This window comes from Hymenobacter sp. (assembly GCF_031398885.1).
GTDB lineage: Bacteria > Bacteroidota > Bacteroidia > Cytophagales > Hymenobacteraceae > Hymenobacter.
In genome coordinates this window covers 32,393-50,897 of sequence record NZ_JANNOD010000040.1, presented here as the reverse complement: position 1 = coordinate 50,897, position 18,505 = coordinate 32,393, and the positions used below count along the sequence as shown (strand labels likewise).

Here is an 18,505-nt window from a genome sequence, read left to right as displayed (position 1 = left end):
AGTTAGTGCAGGTCGGTAAGGAAAAGAACTCCCCCTATTCCCCGGCCCTTGTAACTGACAACTAGCAACGGACAACTAAAAACTAGCCCACGAACTTCGCTTCCAGGGTCATTTCCGGCACGGCGCTCAGGGCGCGTGAGACGGGGCAGTTGGTTTTGGCGTCCTCGGCGTGGCGCTGGAAATCGTCGGCCGTGATGTTGCCGCCGCTCACGTGGCCCTCCACGCTGATGTGGATGCGCTCGATGATGGGGTGGCCGTTGTTGGGGTTCATCGTCACGGTCGAGGTCGTGTTGATGGTCTGCACCTGGTGGCCGTGCTTGGTGAGCACGCTGGTCAGGTACATGGTGTAGCAGCCGGCGTGGGCGGCGCCAATCAGCTCTTCGGGGTTGGTGCCAGGCTTGCCTTCGAAGCGGCTGCCCACCGAGTAGGGGGCGTTGAGGAGGCCGCTTTCGGTGCTGAGCGTGCCGTGGCCTTTGATGTCGCCGGTCCAGGCGGCGGTGCCTTTGTGGTCTGCCATGATGGTGAGTTGGTGGGTTAAGGAGGTGAGTTTGGGTTTGCCGGCAAAGATGAGCAAAATTGACCGGGCCGCGCTTGTCAACTGCAAAGGGCAAGGTAGGGTTTTGGCCTGGCGGTGTCCCGCTGGCGCCCGGGGCAAACCTTGTTTCTTTGGGCCATGGGAATAAAATCCGCGTTGAGCCGGCCCCTGGCGGCCTACACCGTTGGGCGCGACCGGCGCTGGCAGGCGGCGCCGCAGGCCACGCAGCAGCGGCTGCTGCAGCACCTGACTGCCACGGCGGCCGGCACTGCTTTCGGCCGCGCCCACGACCTGGGCGCCGTGCGCACCCCCGCTGACCTGGCCCGTCAGGTGCCCGTGCGCGACTATGAAGCCCTGCGGCCCTACTTCGACCGCACCCAGGCCGGCGAGGCCGACGTGCTCTGGCCCGGCCGGCCGCTGTACCTGGCCAAAACCAGCGGCACCACCTCCGGCACCAAGTACATTCCCATCACGCGGGCCAGCATCGGCAACCACATCAACGGCGCTAAGGACGCCCTGCTGCACTACATCCACCGCACCGGCCGCGGCCGGTTTCTGGACGGCAAGCTAATTTTCCTGTCCGGCTCGCCGGAACTCGAACTGCACCACGGCCTGCGCACCGGCCGGCTCTCGGGCATTGCCAACCACCACGTGCCGGCCTACCTGCGCCGCAACCAGCTGCCCAGCTACGCCACCAACGTCATCGAAGACTGGGAAACCAAGCTGGAGCGCATCGTGGACGAAACCCTGGGCCAGCCCATGAGCCTGATTTCGGGTATTCCGCCCTGGGTGCAGATGTACTTCGACCGCCTCACGGCCCGCACCGGCCGGCCCGTCAAGGACCTGTTTCCCGACTTCAGCCTGTTCGTGTACGGCGGCGTCAACTTCGAGCCCTACCGCGCCAAGCTCTTCGAGAGCATCGGCCGGCCGGTGGACAGCATCGAGCTGTTTCCGGCTTCCGAAGGCTTCCTGGCTTTCCAGGACGAGCCCGGCAACCCCGGCCTGCTGCTGCTGCTGAACAGCGGCATCTTCTTCGAGTTCGTGCCCGCCGAACGGTTCTTCGAGCCCAACGCGCCCCGCCTCACCATCGCCGACGTGGCGCTGGACCAGCAGTACGCCGTGGTGCTCACCTCCAACGCCGGCCTGTGGGCCTACAGCCTCGGCGACACGGTGCGCTTTGTGAGCCTGGCGCCGCACCGCGTGGTGGTCACGGGCCGCATCAAGCACTTTCTCTCGGCCTTCGGCGAGCACGTCATCGGCGAGGAAGTGGAGCACGCCCTGCGCGAAGCCATGGCGCAACATCCCGAAGTGGAAGTCATCGAATTCACCGTGGCCCCGCTGGTGAGTGAGGACCCGGCCACGCCCTCGCGCCACGAGTGGCTGGTGGAATTTGCTCGCCCGCCGCACGATGCCGCCGCTTTTGCCGCCGCGCTGGATGCGGCCCTGCGCCGCCGCAACACTTACTACGACGACTTGCGCCGGGGCAATATCCTGGTGCCGCTGCAGCTCACGCCGCTGCCGGCCGGGGCCTTTCAGCGCTACATGAAAAGCCTGGGCCGCCTGGGTGGCCAGAACAAGGTGCCGCGCCTGGGCAACGACCGGCAGGTGGCAGAAGGACTCATCTTAGCAGGGTAGAAATCCGTAACTTTAGCCATGCTTCGCCTCGATAAAACTGTTTCTCGCAAAACCACTTTGCACGCCGACCAGGAAAGCGAAGACCTCGCCTATTGGCTTACCAAAACGCCGCAGGAACGTCTGGCTGCGCTGGAACACTTGCGCCTCCAATCCATTTGGTTTACCTATCGCCATGCCCCTAGCCAATTCCCTGGACCAAGACTTCAAAGAGTTTATCGAGCTATTAAACGCTCGTAAAGTCCGGTACATGGTGGTTGGCGGCTATGCGGTGGCGTATCATGGCTACCTGCGCTACACGGGCGATATTGATGTGTGGGTGGAAGTTAGCCCAGCGAATGCTGCCCTGCTGGTGCAGGTGATGCGCGATTTCGGGTTTGGCAGCATGTATCGGGAAGCTGACTTTCTACTGCCGGGTGGAATCATTCAGTTGGGCGTAGCGCCAGTGCGCATTGATATTCTAAATGAAATCGATGGCGTAACCTTCGCTGACTGCTATGCTGCACGTGAGCCTTCAACTTGGGATGGTGTGAGTGTGAACTTCATCAGCCTAGCCGATTTGCGCAAGAACAAAGCCAGCACTGGCCGCCGCAAAGACGCTACCGACCTGCGCAACCTCAATAAAGTCAAGCGGAAATAAGTCAGTAATCTAGTTCGTTGCCCAAGGATTCTTTTGCTGCTCAGTTGCTGGCCGATTGCCTCAAACCCAAAGCCAAACTCAGATGTGGAGCACTTATTACGACTACTATGAAATCAGAGCGTCAGCGAGCTATGTAACTGCCGACACGAAGCAGATGCAAACCGTACTTGATGCAATGCCGGAGTTAAAGCGGGTCGGATTGATGAATTATAAGAATGCCACGGGCTACCCCTGGGTAGATTTAGTGCTCGCGAAAGTGCAGAGCGGCAATTTTAGTTGCTCCAACGATACTTGGCACGACGAATTCAATACAATTCCAATTGCGTGTTCAAAGTCAGCCGAAGGCTGTGTGCCAGCCTCGCAAATCGCCTTTTTGGTCAAGCTTGCCTCAACGCTGAAATGGGAGTTGATAAACGAAGAAGATGATGCTGGACAGGAGGATGTAATGATGTGGAAACGAATATAAAACCCCACCTCCACGCCGCCTGCCAGGCATTCATCGCGCAGCGCATCGAAGCAGCGCGCACGGCCATGCAGGCGGCGCAGGAGTCTTCCCGCTCCGAAACCAAGAGCAGCGCGGGCGACAAGTACGAAACAGGCCGCGAAATGGCCAACCAGGAGCGCGACCGCAACGCCGCTCACCTCCAGCAGGCCCAGCAGTTGCAGGCCGAACTGGCCCGCATCAGCCCCGATGCGCCCTGCGACACCGTGCGGCCCGGCGCGCTAGTGACCACCAGTTTGGGGTGGTTCTACATCAGTATCAGCGCGGGCAAGCTGGCCGGGGAGAGGCCGGAGGTGTTTGCCGTGTCGGCCGTGGCGCCAGTGGCGGTGGCGCTCAAGGGGCTACGGGCGGGGGAGGAGGCCGTGTTCAACGGCCAGGTGGTGCGGGTGACGGCGGTGAGTTAAAGCGCAACGAGCGCCAAGGAGGACACCTCGGCAAAGTGGTGGTCGAAGGTGAGCAGGGGCACGTTGTGGGCGCGGCAGATGGCGGCAATCCACATATCGTTTTCGGGAATGGGTCGGCCTTTTTGCTTGAGCGAGAAGTGGATTTCAGCGTAGTGCTCGGCGGCCGATTCGTCTAGCAACAAAAAGTTCAGGTCGTAAATTAAAGCTGCGATAGTAAGCCAGATTCTTGGCTGGCCGACCGGAATTGTGCGCTCCAAACAACAGTTCGCCGGCGACCACGGCAGGCAAAACAAAGTCAGCCACTCTAATGCCATCCGGCAAAGTGAATTCATTCCTCAAGTACGCGATGGCAACATTGGTGTCGATGGCTACCATTCGCCTTCGATATTATTAAACTCCCGGTCAATAATGCCAGTCATTTCATCGGCGTCTTCCTTAGAAAGTGTGCCTTTGTGGCGAATGATGGACTCGTAGCTGCCACGCGGCGGCTGGCCCGGGTCCCGTTGCCGGCTTTTCAAGAATGCGAGCAAGTCTAGCAACAGCCGCGAGTCGTCGGTGGTCGCCACTTCCTTGATAATCTGTTCGCGGACGGTCACAGCAAGGATATTTTTAGTGAGCAAATTTGCAACAGCCCGGTACAACAACGTCAGCCCGTCCTCCGCGTTCCCAACCCGCCTACTTCCACTCCCCGCCGCCGTCGGCAGGCTTGTCGCTGGTGGGTTTCACCAAGCGGAATTCCACCCGGCGGTTCACTTGGGCGTCGGCGTCGGTCAGCTCGTCTTTCAAGGGCCGGGAGGAGCCGTAGCCGAAGCTTTCGATGCGGTTGGGCTTGAGCTTGCCCCGGCGCTCGATGTAGCGGTGAATTTCCGCGGCGCGGTCCTGCGAGAGGCGCTCATTTACGTCGGGGTCGCCGCTGGTGTCGGTGTGGCCCGCGATGTTGAGTCGGAACGAGGGGTGGTCGACCAGGAACACGGCCAAGCGGTTCAGGGTCGGGTGCATGGAGGCGAGAATGGCCGACTTGCCGGCCTCGAACTCGATGTTCTTGAAGATGAGTGGCAGCTTGTAGTCGATGCTGTTCGTGAGCAGGGTCATGACCGTGTCGCCCTTCAGCGCGAACTGCTTCTCGACGCTGAAAAAGTCCGGGCTCTGGATGAGCATGGCGTAGTGCGAGCCCTCAATCAGCTCGAAGTCGAACGTGCCGTCGGGCCGGATGAACTTACTGGCCACCTCAATGCCGTTGTCCGTGTCGATGATGCTCACGATGCCGTTCAGCGGCTTGTTGCTCACCGAATCGAGCAGCGTGCCCTCCACGATGGTGGTGGCCAGGGGCTGGGCTTCCATGGGCAGCGGGAAGGAGTAGAGGTCCAGGTTGTTCAGGTCCGCGGCTTCGGAGCGGGCGTAGTAGAGGTTCTTGCTCTGGGCGTCGATGGTGAAGTAGTATTCCGAGCCCTTGCCGTTCACCAGCGGGCCAATGTTGCGGGGCTCCTGCCAGCGGCCGGCCACGCGGTAGGTTTTGTAGATGTCGAAGTCGCCAAAATTCAGCAGCTGCCCGCGCGAGCTGAAGTACAGCACGTGGTAGAGCGGGTGGTAGAAGGGGCTCACTTCACTTTCGCGGGTGTTCACCACCGGGCCGGCGTTTTCGGCGGTGCTCCACTGCCCGTTGCGCAGCTTGCGGGTGAAATAAATGTCGGACAGCCCGAAGCCGCCCAGCCGGTCGGAGGCGAAGTACAGCGTGTCTTCGTTTTGCGAGAGCGTGGGCTGCGAGTCCCAGGCCGCCGAGTTCACGGCGTTGCCCAGGCTTTTGGGCGCGCCCCACTTGCCGTCCTGGCCGCGCGTGGCCGTGAACAGGTCGCAGTTGCCGTGGCAGGTGGGGCACTCGCAGCGGGCGAAGAAGATGGTGCGCCCGTCCTTGCTCAGGCAGGCCGAGCCCTCGTTGTTGGGCGAGTTGATGGGCTTGGGCAGCGGCTCGGCGTCGCTCCAGCTGATGCCTTCCTTGTGCGAGGTGTACAGGTCCTCGTCCACCACGCCGGTCAGGCCGCGGCGCTTGCGCTTGCTGCTGAAGAGCAGCAGCGAGTCGTTGCCGGCCAGCGCGGGCCCGTAGTCGGGCAGCTTGCTGTTGATGGCGTCGCCCATGCTCATGTCCACGCCCCGGGGCGGGTGGAAGGTGTTGATGTTCTTGCGGTACTCCACCAGGTCGTAGTACGTTTTCAGGGGCACGTACAGCTCCGCGTTTTTCCGCTCCAGCGAGTCGTAGTAGAGCTGCACCCGGGTCATGTCGGTGCGGCGGTGCTTCAGGGCCAGGCGGTAGTAGGCCTTGGCTTTCACCTGCTGGCTGTCGCGCTCCAGCAGCTGGCCCAGGCGCCAGAGCATGTCGGGGTTGCGGGCAAAGTTGGTGGGGCCGAAGTGGGCCACGTAGTCTTCGAGCAGCAGCCGGGCCTTGCGGTACTCGCGGCGCTTCTCGGCCTTGGCAATGGCGCGCAGGGCTTTTTTGTTTTCGTAAAACGGGTAGTGGTTGATGTCGGCGAAATTAGGGGTGCCGTCGGGGTGCAGGCGCAGCTTGCGGCCGCGGAGACCCTGCACGCGGTAGGTGCGCACCGGCGCCGGTTTTGAGCCGCGGGCCGCGGGCGGGCGTTTGGGCGCGGCCGGTTTAGCGGCCGTTTTTTTGGTAGGTGCTTTGCTGCCGACCGGGGCGGCCGAGGCCCCGCCGCTGGTGGTATCGGCCGAGGGCGAGGCGGCGGCGGGCACGCGCTTCACGGGCCGGCGCTGGGCCTGGGCGCGGGTTGCGGCCGTCATTCCCAGCAGCACGAGCAGGAAAAGCAGCAACCGACGACGCAATAAAGAGGACATTGATAGCGGTACTGAAATAATAAGTAGCGCAAGTTGCCAAGAAATTAGGGATTTGCGCGGGCGCCCGGTCCCGCCCCGGCCCTGGGTGCGCCGCTTTGGCGGTTCGGCCCCCCTGGCACGGCCCTTGACGCGCAAACGCGCCGGGAAGCCGTACCTTGTACTTCCCGCTTCACAAGGCGGCGGGCTGCCAATCTGGCACCCGCCGCCGTTGCTTTTGGCTTTACCCCCGTCCATGCGTCTGGCACCCGTTTTCTCTACCGCCGCGTCCCCGTTCTGGAGGCTGAGCGAGTCTAATTCCCAACCCGAAGCCATTGCCATCATGGCCGCCGACCCCGACCATTTGTTGCGCGGCGACGACGCCCCGCCCACGCTGCCGCTGCTGCCCGTGCGCAACACGGTCTTGTTTCCCGGCGTGGTGCTGCCCGTCACGGTCACTCGCAAAAAAAGCGTGAAGCTGGTGCGCAAGGCCTACGCCGCCGACAAGCTGCTGGGCGTGGTGGCCCAACTCAACCCCGACGCCGACGAGCCCGCCACCGACGAGCTGCACGCCGTGGGCACGCTCGCCCGCATCCTCAAGCTGCTGGAGCAGCCCGATGGCCAGATTACCATCATCCTGCAAGGCCAGGCGCGCTTCACCGTGGAGGAGCAGCTTTCCTTCGCGCCGCTCATCGCGCGGGTCAGCTACTTCGCCGAGGTGGCGCTGAACCCCGAAATCCCGGGGGAGTTTGGCCTGCTGCAGGCCTTGCGCGAGGCGGCCACCAAGGTGTTGGAGCTGACCCCCGAGATTCCGATGGAGGCCCGGGCCATGCTCGACGGCATTCAGTCGCCGGCCTTCCTCACGCACTTTCTGTCGTCCAACGTGCAGCTCGACTTGCCCGCCAAGCAGAAGCTCCTGGAGCTGGCCGACCCCGAGCAGCAGGCCCGCCAACTGCTCGAAGCCCTGCTCAGCCAGGCTGAGCTGCTCGAAATCAAGCAGGATATCCGCTCGAAAACCCACACCGGCATCGACGCCCAGCAGCGCGAGTATTTTCTTCGCCAACAGCTCAAAACTCTCCAAGACGAGCTGGGCCAGGAAGGCCCCGACGAGGACGTGCACCGCCTGCGCGCCCGCGCCGAAACCAAGAAGTGGCCCGAGGCCGTGGCCCTCCACTTCAAAAAGGAGATGGAGAAGCTGGCCCGCACCAACTCCATGGCACCCGACTACTCGGTGAGCATGAACTACGTCGAGTTCCTGCTCGACCTGCCCTGGGGCGAGTACACCAAGGACAAATTCAACCTCAAGCAGACCAAGAAAATCCTCGACGCCGACCATTTTGGCCTCGAAAAAGTGAAGGAGCGCATCCTGGAGTACATCGCCGTGCTCAAGCTGAAACAGGATTTGAAGGCGCCCATCCTGTGCCTGTACGGGCCGCCCGGCGTGGGCAAAACCAGCCTGGGCCGCAGCATTGCCGCCGCCATGGGCCGCAAGTACATCCGCATGAGCCTGGGTGGCGTGCGCGACGAAGCCGAGATTCGCGGGCACCGCAAAACTTACGTGGGGGCCATGCCCGGCCGCATTATTGCCCAGATTAAAAAGGCGGGCAGCTCGAACCCGGTCATCATCCTCGACGAGATTGACAAGGTGAGCAGCGACTTCCGCGGCGACCCCAGCTCGGCCCTGCTCGAAGTGCTGGACCCCGAGCAGAACGCCACCTTCACCGACAACTACCTGGAAGTGGAGTACGACCTGAGCAAGGTCCTCTTTATCGCTACGGCCAACTCGCTCGACACCATCCAGCCCGCCCTGCGCGACCGCATGGAAATCATCGATTTGACCGGCTACACCCAGGAGGAAAAAGTGCAGATTGCCCGCAAGCACCTCTGGCCCAAGCAGCTCAAGGAGCACGGCCTGGGCGCCACCGAGGTGAAGATTACCGACGCCGCCCTGCACCGCGTGGCCGACGACTACACCCGCGAAAGCGGCGTGCGCGGCCTCGAACGCAAGCTGGCCGCCGTGACCCGCAACCTGGCCCGCCGCAAGGCCGGCAAGGAGCCCCTGCCCGCCGTGATGGAGCCGGCCGAAATCCGCAAAATTCTCGGCGGGGCCATTTTCGACCGCGACCAGTACCAGGACAACGACACCGCCGGCGTGGTGACGGGCCTGGCCTGGACCAGCGTGGGCGGCGACATCCTGTTCGTGGAAAGCCTGCTGAGCCGCGGCCGGGGCAAGCTCACGCTGAGCGGTCAGCTCGGCGACGTGATGAAAGAGTCGGCCATCACGGCCCTGAGCTACCTGCGCAGCCGGGCCGACGAAATCGGCATTGACTACCGCCTGTTCGAGCAATACGACCTGCACATTCACTTCCCCGAGGGCGCCGTGCCCAAGGACGGGCCCAGCGCGGGCATTGCCATCTTCACTAGCATGGCCTCGGCCTTCACCCAGCGCCGGGTGCGGGCCAAGCTGGCCATGACCGGCGAAATCACGTTGCGTGGCAAAGTGTTGCCGGTGGGCGGCATCAAGGAGAAGCTGCTGGCCGCCCGCCGCGCCGGCATGAAGGACATCATTCTCTGTCCCAAAAACCGCAAGGACATCGAGGAAATCCAGGAGGATTACCTCAAAGGCCTCACCATTCACTACGCCGACCGCGTGGACGACGTGCTGCGCGTGGCCCTGCTCGACGAGCTGGTGCCCCGCCCGCAGAAGCTGCCCGTGCGCGATGAGCCCATGCCCGTGGCCGGCCCCAGCGTGGAGGTGCAGTGAAGGCACCTTTTACTGGGTCGGCGGGAGTATTTAATGGGTCTGACCTACTATTTAATGGGTCTGACCCATTAAATACTCCCACCGAAGCAGCAAAAGGTGCCACGGAAGGACCTTTTGCGGCGACGACGGGTGTAAAAGGTGCCAGCGCAGGACCTTTTGGTTGTAGGGAAGCTGTAAAAGGTCTCGCGGCAGCACCTTTTGCTGCTTCGGTGGCCCCAACAGGTCGCCGCGAAGCAGCAAAAACACCTTCGGTGGGTGTTTTTACCTGTGCCGGGGTACTTTCCGGCCCCACGGTTGCGTTAGGGGCGGCAGGAGCCTGGGGTTCTCCCTTATCTTAGACCTATGAAGCAGTTTTCCGCGTACCAGGTGGCCAGTTTTGGCTTGTTATTGGGGCTAATGGGGCTGCGGCCCGCTGCCGCGCAGCAGCTTGGGGGCCGCACGGTGCTGCCGTTTCTGGACCTGCCGCCCAGCGCCCAGCTGGCGGCCCTGGGCGGTATGAACGTCTCGGCCCGCAACGACGACCCGACCATGCTCTTCGGCAACCCGGCCCTGCTCAACCCCGAGATGGACGGCCGCTTGGCCCTGAGCTACGTGGCCTACCTGGCCGACATCAAGCAGAGCACCGCCGCTTACGTCTTCAACACCGAGAAACTGGGCCGCTTCGGGGTGGGCGTCACCTACCTCAACTACGGCAACTTTGAGAGCTACGACCCGGCGGGCAACAGCCTGGGCACGTTCGGCGTGAACGAGTACACCGTGGGCGTATCGGACTCGTACACCAAGGGCAAATTCACCTTCGGGGCCACCACCAAGCTGGCCGTGTCGAGCATCGACGGCAGCCGCTCGCTGGCGGGCGTGGCCGACGCCGGGGTGGTGTACCAGCACCCCACCCAGGAGCTGACGGTGGGTCTGGCGGCCAAAAACGTGGGCTACCAGTTCGCGCCCTACCCCAGCACCGAGCGCGGGCCTCTGCCGCTCGACGTGCAGGTGGGCGCCACCGTCAAGCCCGAGCACATGCCGCTGCGGTTCTCGCTCACCGCCCATCACCTGCAGCGCTGGGATATCGAGTATCTCGACCCCAACCAGCGCGGCCAGCCCGATGCCAACGGCGTGGAAAAAAAGCCCACCAAAAGCTTTGGCGACAACCTAGCCCGGCACTTCACTGCCAGCGCCGCCCTCGTGCTCAGCAAAAACCTGAACTTCCGCGTGGGCTACAACCACTTGCAGCGCCGCGAGCTGCGCCTCGACAATACCAGCGGCAGCGCCGGTCTCAGCTTTGGCGCGATGCTCAAAATCAGCAGCTTTCAACTCGATTATACCCACGCCACGCTGCAGGCGGCCGGTTCCAGTGAGTACTTCACCATTTCCCGCAGCCTCGATTCGTTGTTTAAGAAAAACGACCGCGACAGCACCCCGGGCCCTCCCGCCGCGCCAAAGCCCGATGGCGCGAAGACAAAGTACCGCAAAGCCGGTTCCTGATACCGTGCGGCGGGCGTTTGTTTTCGACCCGCCTCTTCTCGCGAAACAGTTCACATGCAGAATTTCCTGACCCCGGCCCAAATCGTGGCCGAACTCGATAAGTACATCATCGGCCAGCACGAGGCCAAGCGCCACGTGGCCATTGCCCTGCGCAACCGCTGGCGCCGCCTGCACGCCCCGGCCGACATGCAGGCCGAAATCGTGCCCAATAACATCCTCATGATTGGGGCCACCGGCGTGGGCAAAACCGAAATTGCCCGCCGCCTCGCCCACCTCGCCGACGCGCCCTTCGTAAAAGTGGAAGCCAGCAAGTTCACCGAGGTCGGCTACGTGGGCCGCGACGTGGAAAGCATGGTGCGCGACCTCGCCGAGCAGTCCTTCAACCGCGTGAAGGCCCGCCGCCAGGAAGCCGTCAAAGCCCAGGCCGCCGAGGCCGTGGAAGAGCTCATCCTCGACGCCCTCATCCCCGCCGTGTCCCGGCCCGCCGGCGCCAAAACCGGCGTGGGCTTCGGCGGCAGTGGGGCCGGGGAGGACGACCTGCCGCAGTCCGACGCCGAGCTGAACGAGCGCACCCGCGAGCGGTTCCGCCAAAAAATCAAAAACGGCGAGCTGGAAGACCGCCGCATCGACATCCAAATAGCGCAGGCCGCCCCCAGCGTGGGCCTCATGGGCGCCCCTCCCGGCATGGACGAAAGCACCCTCTCGGGCCTGCAGGACATGCTGGGCAACATGATGCCCAAGAAAACCCGCAAGCGCAAGGTCACCGTGGCCGAAGCCCGCAAGCTCCTCCTCGACGAAGAAGCCGCCAAGCTCATCGACCTCGACGAGGTGAAGGAGGAAGCCGTGCGCCAGGCCGAAAACGCCGGCATCATCTTCATCGACGAAATCGACAAGGTGGCCAGCAGCGGCGGCAGCAAGTCCAGCGGCCCCGACGTGAGCCGCCAGGGCGTGCAGCGCGACCTGCTGCCCATCGTCGAAGGCTCGGCCGTGAGCACCAAGTACGGCACCGTCAATACCGACCACATCCTGTTCATCGCCGCCGGGGCCTTCCACGTCAGCAAGCCCAGCGACCTCATCCCTGAACTGCAGGGCCGCTTCCCCATCCGCGTCGAGCTCCAAAGCCTGACCAAGGAAGACTTCTTCCGCATCCTCAAAGACCCCAAAAACGCCCTCACCAAGCAGTACGAAGCCCTGCTCAAAGCCGAAGAAGTCGAATTAACCTTCGAGGACGCCGCCCTAGAGCGCGTGGCCGAAATTGCGTCCGAAGTCAACGCCGAAGTCGAAAACATCGGCGCCCGCCGCCTCCATACCGTCATGAGCCGCCTGCTCAACGACATCCTCTACGACGTGCCGGACAAGATTGGCGCTCACGCTCGCGTCCTCATCACCGCCGGCTTGGTCGACGAGCGCCTGGCCAGCATGGTAAAAAACCGAGACTTGAGCCAGTATATTTTGTAACTGAGCAGGCCACAAAGAAGCCCCAGCCAATTGGCTGGGGCTTCTTTGTGATATTAAATTAGGGAATTAGGAAGAAAGAATCAAGAAGTAGCTGCATAACTTCCTATTATGCAAATATCTAATTATTACTATAAGCGCAGCAAAATTTCTGAGGTTAAATTTCGCTGCGTATTGCGCCTGTTTTTTTTGGATGTGACGGCTTTGGACACGGCTTAGCTCAGTGGCCCGAGCGTGCGCGCCGTCAACGCGTTGTACCTGCGTTCTCGCGGCTGGTTGCAGACCTAGTGCCGGCGGAGTTGGGCGGGGCCGTCGAACTCGACGAAAGCTATTTTGGCCCGCGGCGGGTGCGCAGCAAACGGGGCGCGGGCGGCAAAACCATTCATTGTCTTCGGCCTGTTCAAATGCGGTGGGCAGGTGTACACCGAAATTGTTCCCGACTGTTCTAAAATAACCTCACAGGGTGTGATTCGGGGTAAAATCGACGTCGCGGCCATGTTCAGCACCGACGGCTGGCGCGGGTACGATGGGCTGGTGTGCGTGGGCTTCAACCATCATTTTCGCGTTCGTTACGGCCGGGACGAGTTTACCTTTGGGCCCCACATATCAACGGTATCGGGTCCTTCCAAGGCCCGCCTCCAGTAGTTCAAGGGCGTGCCCAGGCACACCTTTTTGCTGCATTTGAAAGAGTCCGAATTCCGCTTTAAGCATCGCTACGAAGGCCTTTATAAATGGCTTCTTAAATTATTTTGTCAACTGCCTCTCTGACCGAGTTTGCTTCCTGGGCCCCTTGTTTTAAAGGCGCTAGCAACCAAATTCACTGCCGTGACGGGTACCGGCCCCAACAAAAAAAGGCCCCAATTGGAGCCTTTTTTTTGTTGGGGCCGGTACCCACCTATCGAAGAATAACGGCGGCAAAGAATCTGCGCTCTGATTCTGCACTTGGAGTGATTGCATCAACCACCAGTGTGTAAGTGTTATTAGGTCTGGTATTTTCGTCAGGATTCAAAGACCCTGCAGGGGTGGCACCAGCCCCGACAGCTGGGCCGTCAGTTGCTGCGCGTATGCTCGTGGTAGGAATACTAATGCTTGCCACGCCATCTGTCACAGGAAAAACGCCCACTTCAAAACTTTTAGGCGTTAACACTCCTGGCGTTACCACGGAATAGCGGCTTTCAATTCGCACCTGAGTTGCGGCGCCACTCACCGCAATCTTAAGGTTCAAAGTTCCGGTTCTTTGATATTCGGCCCCAGTCTTGTCAATGTTATCGTCAAAAACGATTTGCGATTTCGGGGCAACGTTAAAATTTGGTTCGTCTTTCTCGCAGCCTACTAAGCTAGCCGCAACTAGTGAGAGTAGCAGCAGGGGGTGAAATATTTTATTCATGATTAATAATTGAGAGGATGAGGCAACGAGCCGCTGAAAACGGCCCGCTGACAAATGAACTACTTACATGCCTGGGTCCCAAAATACACTGCTTGCCGTGAGGCTGGGCCGGGCCGGCGTATTGGCCGGGTTAGCCACCCGCTCTAAGTCAGGATAGGGCAAAATACGCAGGATACTGGGTTGCAGAGCCCCAACTGGCACGGGGAGTACCGGAAAATTAGTGCGTCTATAATCCGTCCAGGGTTCCACTGCCACGCCGAAGTTAGCAACGAACTTCTCCTCAATAATTTGCCGAACGGCAGTAAGAGTTGTTAATACGGGACGTGAAGCGATATATACAGCACCTGCCGACATGGTTGGAGTGGTAGAAGTCTCAATTCCAGCCATAGTCATTGAAGCCGTGATGCCGGCATTGAACGATATCTGGGCGCTGGCCAAATTACCAATGCGAGCATAGTACTCTGCCAAGATAAAATTATGCTCCGCAAAAGTCAGCATACGAATAGGCGCCGCCCCTTCGTATGCCTGAACTGTGGTACCGGTGCGTGTACCACGCAGGTAAGTAGACATGCGCGAGAAATTCGTATTGGGAGCACCAATCACACCGGTGCCATTAACCGCGCCAATGTAAGTATTGGCGGGCAGCGGCGGCGCCGGCGCCGGTGGATTCGGCGCTACAGTGAAATAGCTTGCGCGACGGGGGTCCGCTTTCGCATTCATCAAATTGACTAACGTCGCACTGGGGAAAAACTGATTTACCCGGGCCTTCTCGAATTGATCGATAGGGTTATTTTTGTTTGCGTTCGCTTCAAACACCAACTGGAAGTTGTCAGCGTTGCTGTTCATTACATTACCTGCCGCCAAAAGGGTAGCAAATTCGGCATTGCTGGTTTGCGATAACAAAGGGAAGGAGTGCAAATACAGCCGCAACTTGAGCGTATTCGCAAACCGCTCCCACTTTTTCAGGTCTCCTCCGTAGATGAGGTCGTCCGCACTGGGGCTGAAAGCTGACGTTGCTTTGAGGTCCTCAATACCAGAGTTTATCAGGGTGATGACCCCGCTGTATACCTCTGCTGACGGGTCGTAAACAGGCTGTAGATTATCGGCAAACTTGACGGCGTCTTTGAAAGGGATATCGCCGAACGCATCGGCCGTCACCGAGTACAGAAAGCCCTGCATGATTTTGGCTACACCCGCATAGTGCGGGCTGGTGCTTTGTGTTAGCTCAACTAGTTTTTGCAGGTCAGCTTGGGCGCCACCGTAGATGCCGGTACGCCAGGCGTTATTCAGATCAGTGGCGGTGATGTTGTAGCGGTCGTATTCGGCCGGTTGCGCTCCCGAGCCGCCCTGGCCAGAAAATTGCTGCGCGATGAGTGAGGTATAACGGTGCAGGTCGGACCCCATTAGAAATCCCAAATGCGTCTCACCGGCTATCAGCGCGTTGGCTGGGGGAGCCGTCAGTGCCACGTTGGGATTGACGTTGACATCCAAAAAATTGTCGCAAGAATTCAGCGCAATGAAACTTGCTGCCAGCGCGACCGATTTGGTTAAGGTAAGTACTCTCATGACGAAATAAAAGGAGCAAAAGTTAGAAAGTAAGCCGGAGAGAGCCACCATAGGTGCGCGACTGAGGCAAAGCGTTGAACTCTAGGCCCTGCGAGTTGCTTTGGCCCTGGGCGTTCACCTCTGGGTCGATGTGCGGCACATTCGGGGCGTACAGAAACAAGTTGCGGGCGTTCAAGCCGAACTCTACGCCGCCAAGGAAGGTTTTGTCGGTCAGCGTTTTGGGTAGCGCATACGTCAGTGAAACCTCCCGCAGACGCAGCCACGAAGCGTCGAAAACTACGAGTTCGGCTCTGCCAAAACCATACAGGTCGTCATAGTAATTCTCGGCGGTAATCTGCACGTTATTGGGGGTTACCGAACCATCGGGCTGGCGTATCACGCCGTCGATGATGTAGGTCTGGTCGCGATTGCCGGTTTCCTCAGCTGCCCCCTGGCGACGTAGGTCGCTCACGTTACGCGAGATGATGTCGCCGCCGTAGCGGATATCGAGCAGAGTACTCAAGGTCAATCCCTTGAAAGCAAAATTATTTGAAATACCGCCAGTCCACTTTGGATTGGGGTCGCCCACAATCTGGTTATCAGCAGCTAACTGCGCACGGCCTTGGGGCGTTAGCAGTAAACGGCCCTGTGGCCGACCGCTCTCGTCCACGTTTTCGCGCTGAAACACACTGCCAAAAATGACGCCGTAAGGTTGGCCAGCAATCAAACGAGTGCTGGGCGTCACGAACCCGCCCAGTGTGATTTGGGTTACGCCCGGAGCGAGTTCCAGCACCTTATTGCGCACTCGCGAGAAGTTGAATGAGTTGCTGTAAGTAAAGTCACCTAATTTGAGTGGGATAGTATTTACTAAGAATTCAAAACCTTTGGCTTCCGATTGACCAATGTTCAGGTAGCGGGTGACAAAGCCAGAGCCAGCTGCCACTGGGACCGGGAAAATAATGTCACGACTTTTCTGCTGGTAATAAGTGGCCTCCAAGGCCACGCGGCCACCAAAAAAGCTCAGGTCTGCTCCGGCTTCGTAGCTGGTGGTGAATTCAGGGCCAAGGTCAGCATTTCCGGCCAAGTCGTCTAGCGACTGCCCTAACTGCCCGCGGAAGGGGAACGTTATTTGCGGGCCGGATCCATCGGCGGGATTGTTGGTTGGAGCAAAGTAGGAATCGGTAGCGTATATTGGTGCTTCCCGACCTACCTGAGCAACAGCGGCTCGTAACTTAATCAAATTAACTACATTACTCTGCTTAATTGTTGGGAAAGCCTCACTTAGTACCACGCTGGCTGAAGCGCCAGGGTAGAAGTAACTGCGCTTGTCCCGGCTAAACGTCGAGGAGTAGTCGTTGCGGCCCGAAACAGTTAAGTATGCAAACTCGCGAAACGACATCTGCAGGTCACCATAAAAACCAATCAAGCGGCGTTTGGTGCGGTTGCCGAAGGGTAAGAAAGTTTTAGTATTGGTAATGTTGTCGAAGTTACGCACCTGAATGTCACTGCCAACGATGCCAACGTCATTAGATGCGCGTTGGTTGATTTCATTACCTAGCAGCAAGCGCAGGCCGAAATCTTCCGTAATGTTGCGGCGAGCTGTAATATTGAGGTAAGAGCTGTTTTCAACGCGGGTGAACGACTGGTCGAGGATGTTGCCAATGGCGCCACCGGCACCATTCGCAATGCTCACCCCGCGGCTGTCGCGGGCATTGACCGACTTAATGGCCTGGTTATAGGTATCAGTACCGATTTTGTAGTCAACCGCAAGCCAGTCGGCGATGTCGTATCCGACACTGACGTTGCCCACAATGCGGTTAATTTCGTCGTTGTACGTATTGTACTTGATGCTCCATAGTGGGTTGTCATCGTTGCTGTACCACGTGTTGTTCGGCGTAAAGGTGGTCGCTATCGCCGCCCCCTGCTGTCCACCGTTAGCCTGCTCGAAGGGATAGCTCTTTACATTGTAGGTACGAGGTAGGAACCACGACCGAAAGAAAGGATTGGTTTGTACGTTGCCCTGTGAGGTTCGCTTAGATGCGTTGTTGCTATATATAAGGTTTACGCTTGACCGCAGCTTATTGGTGAGCTGAGCATTACCGTTGAACGTAAGGTTGTTGCGCTTTAAATCGTTGTTGTCCAATATGCCTACCTCGTGCAAATTGCCATAAGCAGCGTAGTAGCGCGTCTTATCAGTGGCGCCCGACAAGGAGACGTTGTTCTGGAAGTTAGACCCCGTCTTAAAAATATCCTTCACATTATCAGGCTGAATAGTTAGTACTTCGTCCTCGCCCCGGAAGTTTTGAACAGTTTGTCCTGTTACCCGAGGACCCCACGAACTATTAGTGATTCGGTCAAAATTCCCCAAGTTACCCTGACCGTAGGTGTTCTGGTAATCGGGCAGACGACCGACTTTGACGATGTTGTAGTTGGAGAGCACCGATACGCTCTGCTTCTTGGTGCCAAGGGTGGCACCTTTTTTAGTGGTGATGAGAATGGCGCCCGAAGCGGCCCGCGAACCGTAGAGTACGGCAGCAGCTGGCCCTTTCAAAATCGACACGCTTTCCACATCATCTTGGTTGATGTCTATGGCACGGTTCGAATTGGAAACGCCGTTCTGCAGATTATTGGTGCCACCACCGTTATCAATCGGGATGCCGTCCACTACGAACAAGGGCTGGTTGCTGCCCGTGAACGTCGTTAGGCCCCGAATGAAAATGTTAGACGAGGCCCCAACCATTCCGCTGGACCCTTGCACTCGCACTCCAGCTACCTTGGCAGTTAATGAGTTAGAGATATTTGTCGAACGTGCCTGGGTCAGTTCTTGAGCTTTAACCTCAGAAACTGAGAAACCAAGTGCCTTTTTTTCTTCCGAGCGGCCTAAAGCCGTTACCACCACTTCGCTGAGTTCCTTGATGTCGGTCACTAAAGCAATGGTAAAAACGCTTTCTGTACCGATGGGGCGTTCTTGGTTCACGTAGCCTACCGAGCTGAAAACGAGAGTACCGCCCGCTTCAGGTATGTCAAGGGTAAAGCCGCCGTCCGAGTTTGTCGAGGCACCATTAGAAGTGCCTTTCACCAGCACCGTCACGCCGGGCAACCCTTCATTTGTCGTCCTATCGGTAACCCGCCCGGAGATGCTGCGCGTTTGTGCCAGCGCCCCATGGAGAAGGGTAAACATGAGCGCCAGGCCCATGAGTAAGATTTTTTTCATCTGGGAAAAATTAAAGTTGAAGATATGACTTGAGTGGTGGCGAGGAGTGGTGAATTACCAAGGGTGAAACTGCAGGCTGCCAAAAATAAGGTATTTCGGTTAGATATCGTCAATTATAGTTAGAA

14 protein-coding genes and 1 pseudogene are annotated in these 18,505 nt (G+C 59.2%); 8 read left to right on the top strand and 7 right to left on the bottom strand.

The window, feature by feature from the left end:
* Positions 1-82: 82 nt before the first annotated feature.
* A complete protein-coding gene (locus tag RMO51_RS07025) occupies positions 83-517 on the bottom strand; it encodes an OsmC family peroxiredoxin (protein ID WP_310393278.1) in 435 nt (144 codons plus the stop codon).
* A gap of 156 nt (positions 518-673) precedes the next feature.
* Between RMO51_RS07025 and RMO51_RS07020 the strand changes: the two genes are divergently transcribed.
* The 4 genes from RMO51_RS07020 to RMO51_RS07005 all read left to right on the top strand — a co-directional run bounded on the left by RMO51_RS07020 (position 674) and on the right by RMO51_RS07005 (position 3,713).
* Positions 674-2,170 carry a GH3 auxin-responsive promoter family protein gene (locus tag RMO51_RS07020; RefSeq protein WP_310393276.1) on the top strand — a complete coding sequence of 499 codons (1,497 nt, stop codon included), beginning with the start codon at positions 674-676 and terminating at the stop codon, positions 2,168-2,170.
* Positions 2,171-2,342: 172 nt separating this feature from the next.
* Positions 2,343-2,807, top strand: a complete 465-nt coding sequence (locus RMO51_RS07015) for a nucleotidyltransferase (RefSeq protein WP_310393274.1) — start codon at positions 2,343-2,345, stop codon at positions 2,805-2,807.
* Positions 2,808-2,961: 154 nt separating this feature from the next.
* Positions 2,962-3,273 carry a hypothetical protein gene (locus RMO51_RS07010; protein WP_310393272.1) on the top strand — a complete coding sequence of 104 codons (312 nt, stop codon included), beginning with the start codon at positions 2,962-2,964 and terminating at the stop codon, positions 3,271-3,273.
* Complete coding sequence (locus RMO51_RS07005) at positions 3,258-3,713, top strand: 3-oxoacyl-ACP synthase (protein WP_310393270.1); 456 nt, start codon at positions 3,258-3,260, stop codon at positions 3,711-3,713. The genes RMO51_RS07010 and RMO51_RS07005 overlap by 16 nt, the downstream gene beginning before the upstream one ends.
* Here RMO51_RS07005 and RMO51_RS07000 read toward each other — a convergent pair.
* The 3 genes from RMO51_RS07000 to RMO51_RS06990 form a co-directional block, all read right to left on the bottom strand.
* On the bottom strand, positions 3,710-4,027 hold the full coding sequence (locus RMO51_RS07000; protein ID WP_310393343.1) for a PIN domain-containing protein: 318 nt from the start codon (positions 4,025-4,027) through the stop codon (positions 3,710-3,712). The genes RMO51_RS07005 and RMO51_RS07000 overlap by 4 nt on opposite strands.
* A 54-nt stretch (positions 4,028-4,081) precedes the next feature.
* Entirely contained in the window at positions 4,082-4,309 is a 228-nt protein-coding gene (locus tag RMO51_RS06995; protein ID WP_310393269.1) for a hypothetical protein, read from the bottom strand.
* Between the two features lie 79 nt (positions 4,310-4,388).
* Positions 4,389-6,560, bottom strand: a complete 2,172-nt coding sequence (locus tag RMO51_RS06990; protein ID WP_310393268.1) for an OmpA family protein — start codon at positions 6,558-6,560, stop codon at positions 4,389-4,391.
* Positions 6,561-6,879: 319 nt separating this feature from the next.
* Here RMO51_RS06990 and lon point away from each other — a divergent pair, with 319 nt between their 5' ends.
* The 4 genes and pseudogenes from lon (at position 6,880) to RMO51_RS06970 (ending at position 13,002) form a co-directional block, all read left to right on the top strand.
* On the top strand, positions 6,880-9,300 hold the full coding sequence (lon, locus tag RMO51_RS06985) for an endopeptidase La (RefSeq protein WP_310393341.1): 2,421 nt from the start codon (positions 6,880-6,882) through the stop codon (positions 9,298-9,300).
* Positions 9,301-9,642: 342 nt separating this feature from the next.
* Entirely contained in the window at positions 9,643-10,779 is a 1,137-nt protein-coding gene (porQ, locus tag RMO51_RS06980; RefSeq protein ID WP_310393267.1) for a type IX secretion system protein PorQ, read from the top strand.
* 54 nt (positions 10,780-10,833) lie between these two features.
* On the top strand, positions 10,834-12,237 hold the full coding sequence (gene hslU, locus RMO51_RS06975; RefSeq protein ID WP_310393265.1) for an ATP-dependent protease ATPase subunit HslU: 1,404 nt from the start codon (positions 10,834-10,836) through the stop codon (positions 12,235-12,237).
* Positions 12,238-12,345: 108 nt separating this feature from the next.
* Positions 12,346-13,002: pseudogene (locus RMO51_RS06970) on the top strand (IS1595 family transposase).
* Positions 13,003-13,129: 127 nt separating this feature from the next.
* On the opposite strand, the gene RMO51_RS06965 reads toward RMO51_RS06970, so the two are convergent.
* The 3 genes from RMO51_RS06965 to RMO51_RS06955 all read right to left on the bottom strand — a co-directional run bounded on the left by RMO51_RS06965 (position 13,130) and on the right by RMO51_RS06955 (position 18,380).
* A complete protein-coding gene (locus tag RMO51_RS06965; protein WP_310393264.1) occupies positions 13,130-13,621 on the bottom strand; it encodes a hypothetical protein in 492 nt (163 codons plus the stop codon).
* Between the two features lie 63 nt (positions 13,622-13,684).
* Positions 13,685-15,187: a SusD/RagB family nutrient-binding outer membrane lipoprotein gene (locus tag RMO51_RS06960; protein ID WP_310393263.1), complete on the bottom strand. Its 1,503-nt coding sequence runs from the start codon at positions 15,185-15,187 to the stop codon at positions 13,685-13,687.
* 22 nt (positions 15,188-15,209) lie between these two features.
* A complete protein-coding gene (locus tag RMO51_RS06955; RefSeq protein WP_310393261.1) occupies positions 15,210-18,380 on the bottom strand; it encodes a SusC/RagA family TonB-linked outer membrane protein in 3,171 nt (1,056 codons plus the stop codon).
* Between the last annotated feature and the right edge of the window lie 125 nt (positions 18,381-18,505).

What these genes read in the sequence shown, in the direction of transcription:
- RMO51_RS07000 (WP_310393343.1), bottom strand. Translation starts at nt 4,027, where the DNA reads ATGGCATTAGAGTGGCTGACTTTGTTTTGCCTGCCGTGGTCGCCGGCG.
- lon (WP_310393341.1), top strand. Translation starts at nt 6,880, where the DNA reads ATGGCCGCCGACCCCGACCATTTGTTGCGCGGCGACGACGCCCCGCCC.
- RMO51_RS07010 (WP_310393272.1), top strand. Translation starts at nt 2,962, where the DNA reads ATGCAAACCGTACTTGATGCAATGCCGGAGTTAAAGCGGGTCGGATTG.
- RMO51_RS07015 (WP_310393274.1), top strand. Translation starts at nt 2,343, where the DNA reads ATGCCCCTAGCCAATTCCCTGGACCAAGACTTCAAAGAGTTTATCGAG.
- RMO51_RS06965 (WP_310393264.1), bottom strand. Translation starts at nt 13,621, where the DNA reads ATGAATAAAATATTTCACCCCCTGCTGCTACTCTCACTAGTTGCGGCT.
- hslU (WP_310393265.1), top strand. Translation starts at nt 10,834, where the DNA reads ATGCAGAATTTCCTGACCCCGGCCCAAATCGTGGCCGAACTCGATAAG.
- RMO51_RS07020 (WP_310393276.1), top strand. Translation starts at nt 674, where the DNA reads ATGGGAATAAAATCCGCGTTGAGCCGGCCCCTGGCGGCCTACACCGTT.
- RMO51_RS07025 (WP_310393278.1), bottom strand. Translation starts at nt 517, where the DNA reads ATGGCAGACCACAAAGGCACCGCCGCCTGGACCGGCGACATCAAAGGC.
- RMO51_RS06990 (WP_310393268.1), bottom strand. Translation starts at nt 6,560, where the DNA reads ATGTCCTCTTTATTGCGTCGTCGGTTGCTGCTTTTCCTGCTCGTGCTG.
- RMO51_RS06960 (WP_310393263.1), bottom strand. Translation starts at nt 15,187, where the DNA reads ATGAGAGTACTTACCTTAACCAAATCGGTCGCGCTGGCAGCAAGTTTC.
- RMO51_RS06955 (WP_310393261.1), bottom strand. Translation starts at nt 18,380, where the DNA reads ATGAAAAAAATCTTACTCATGGGCCTGGCGCTCATGTTTACCCTTCTC.
- porQ (WP_310393267.1), top strand. Translation starts at nt 9,643, where the DNA reads ATGAAGCAGTTTTCCGCGTACCAGGTGGCCAGTTTTGGCTTGTTATTG.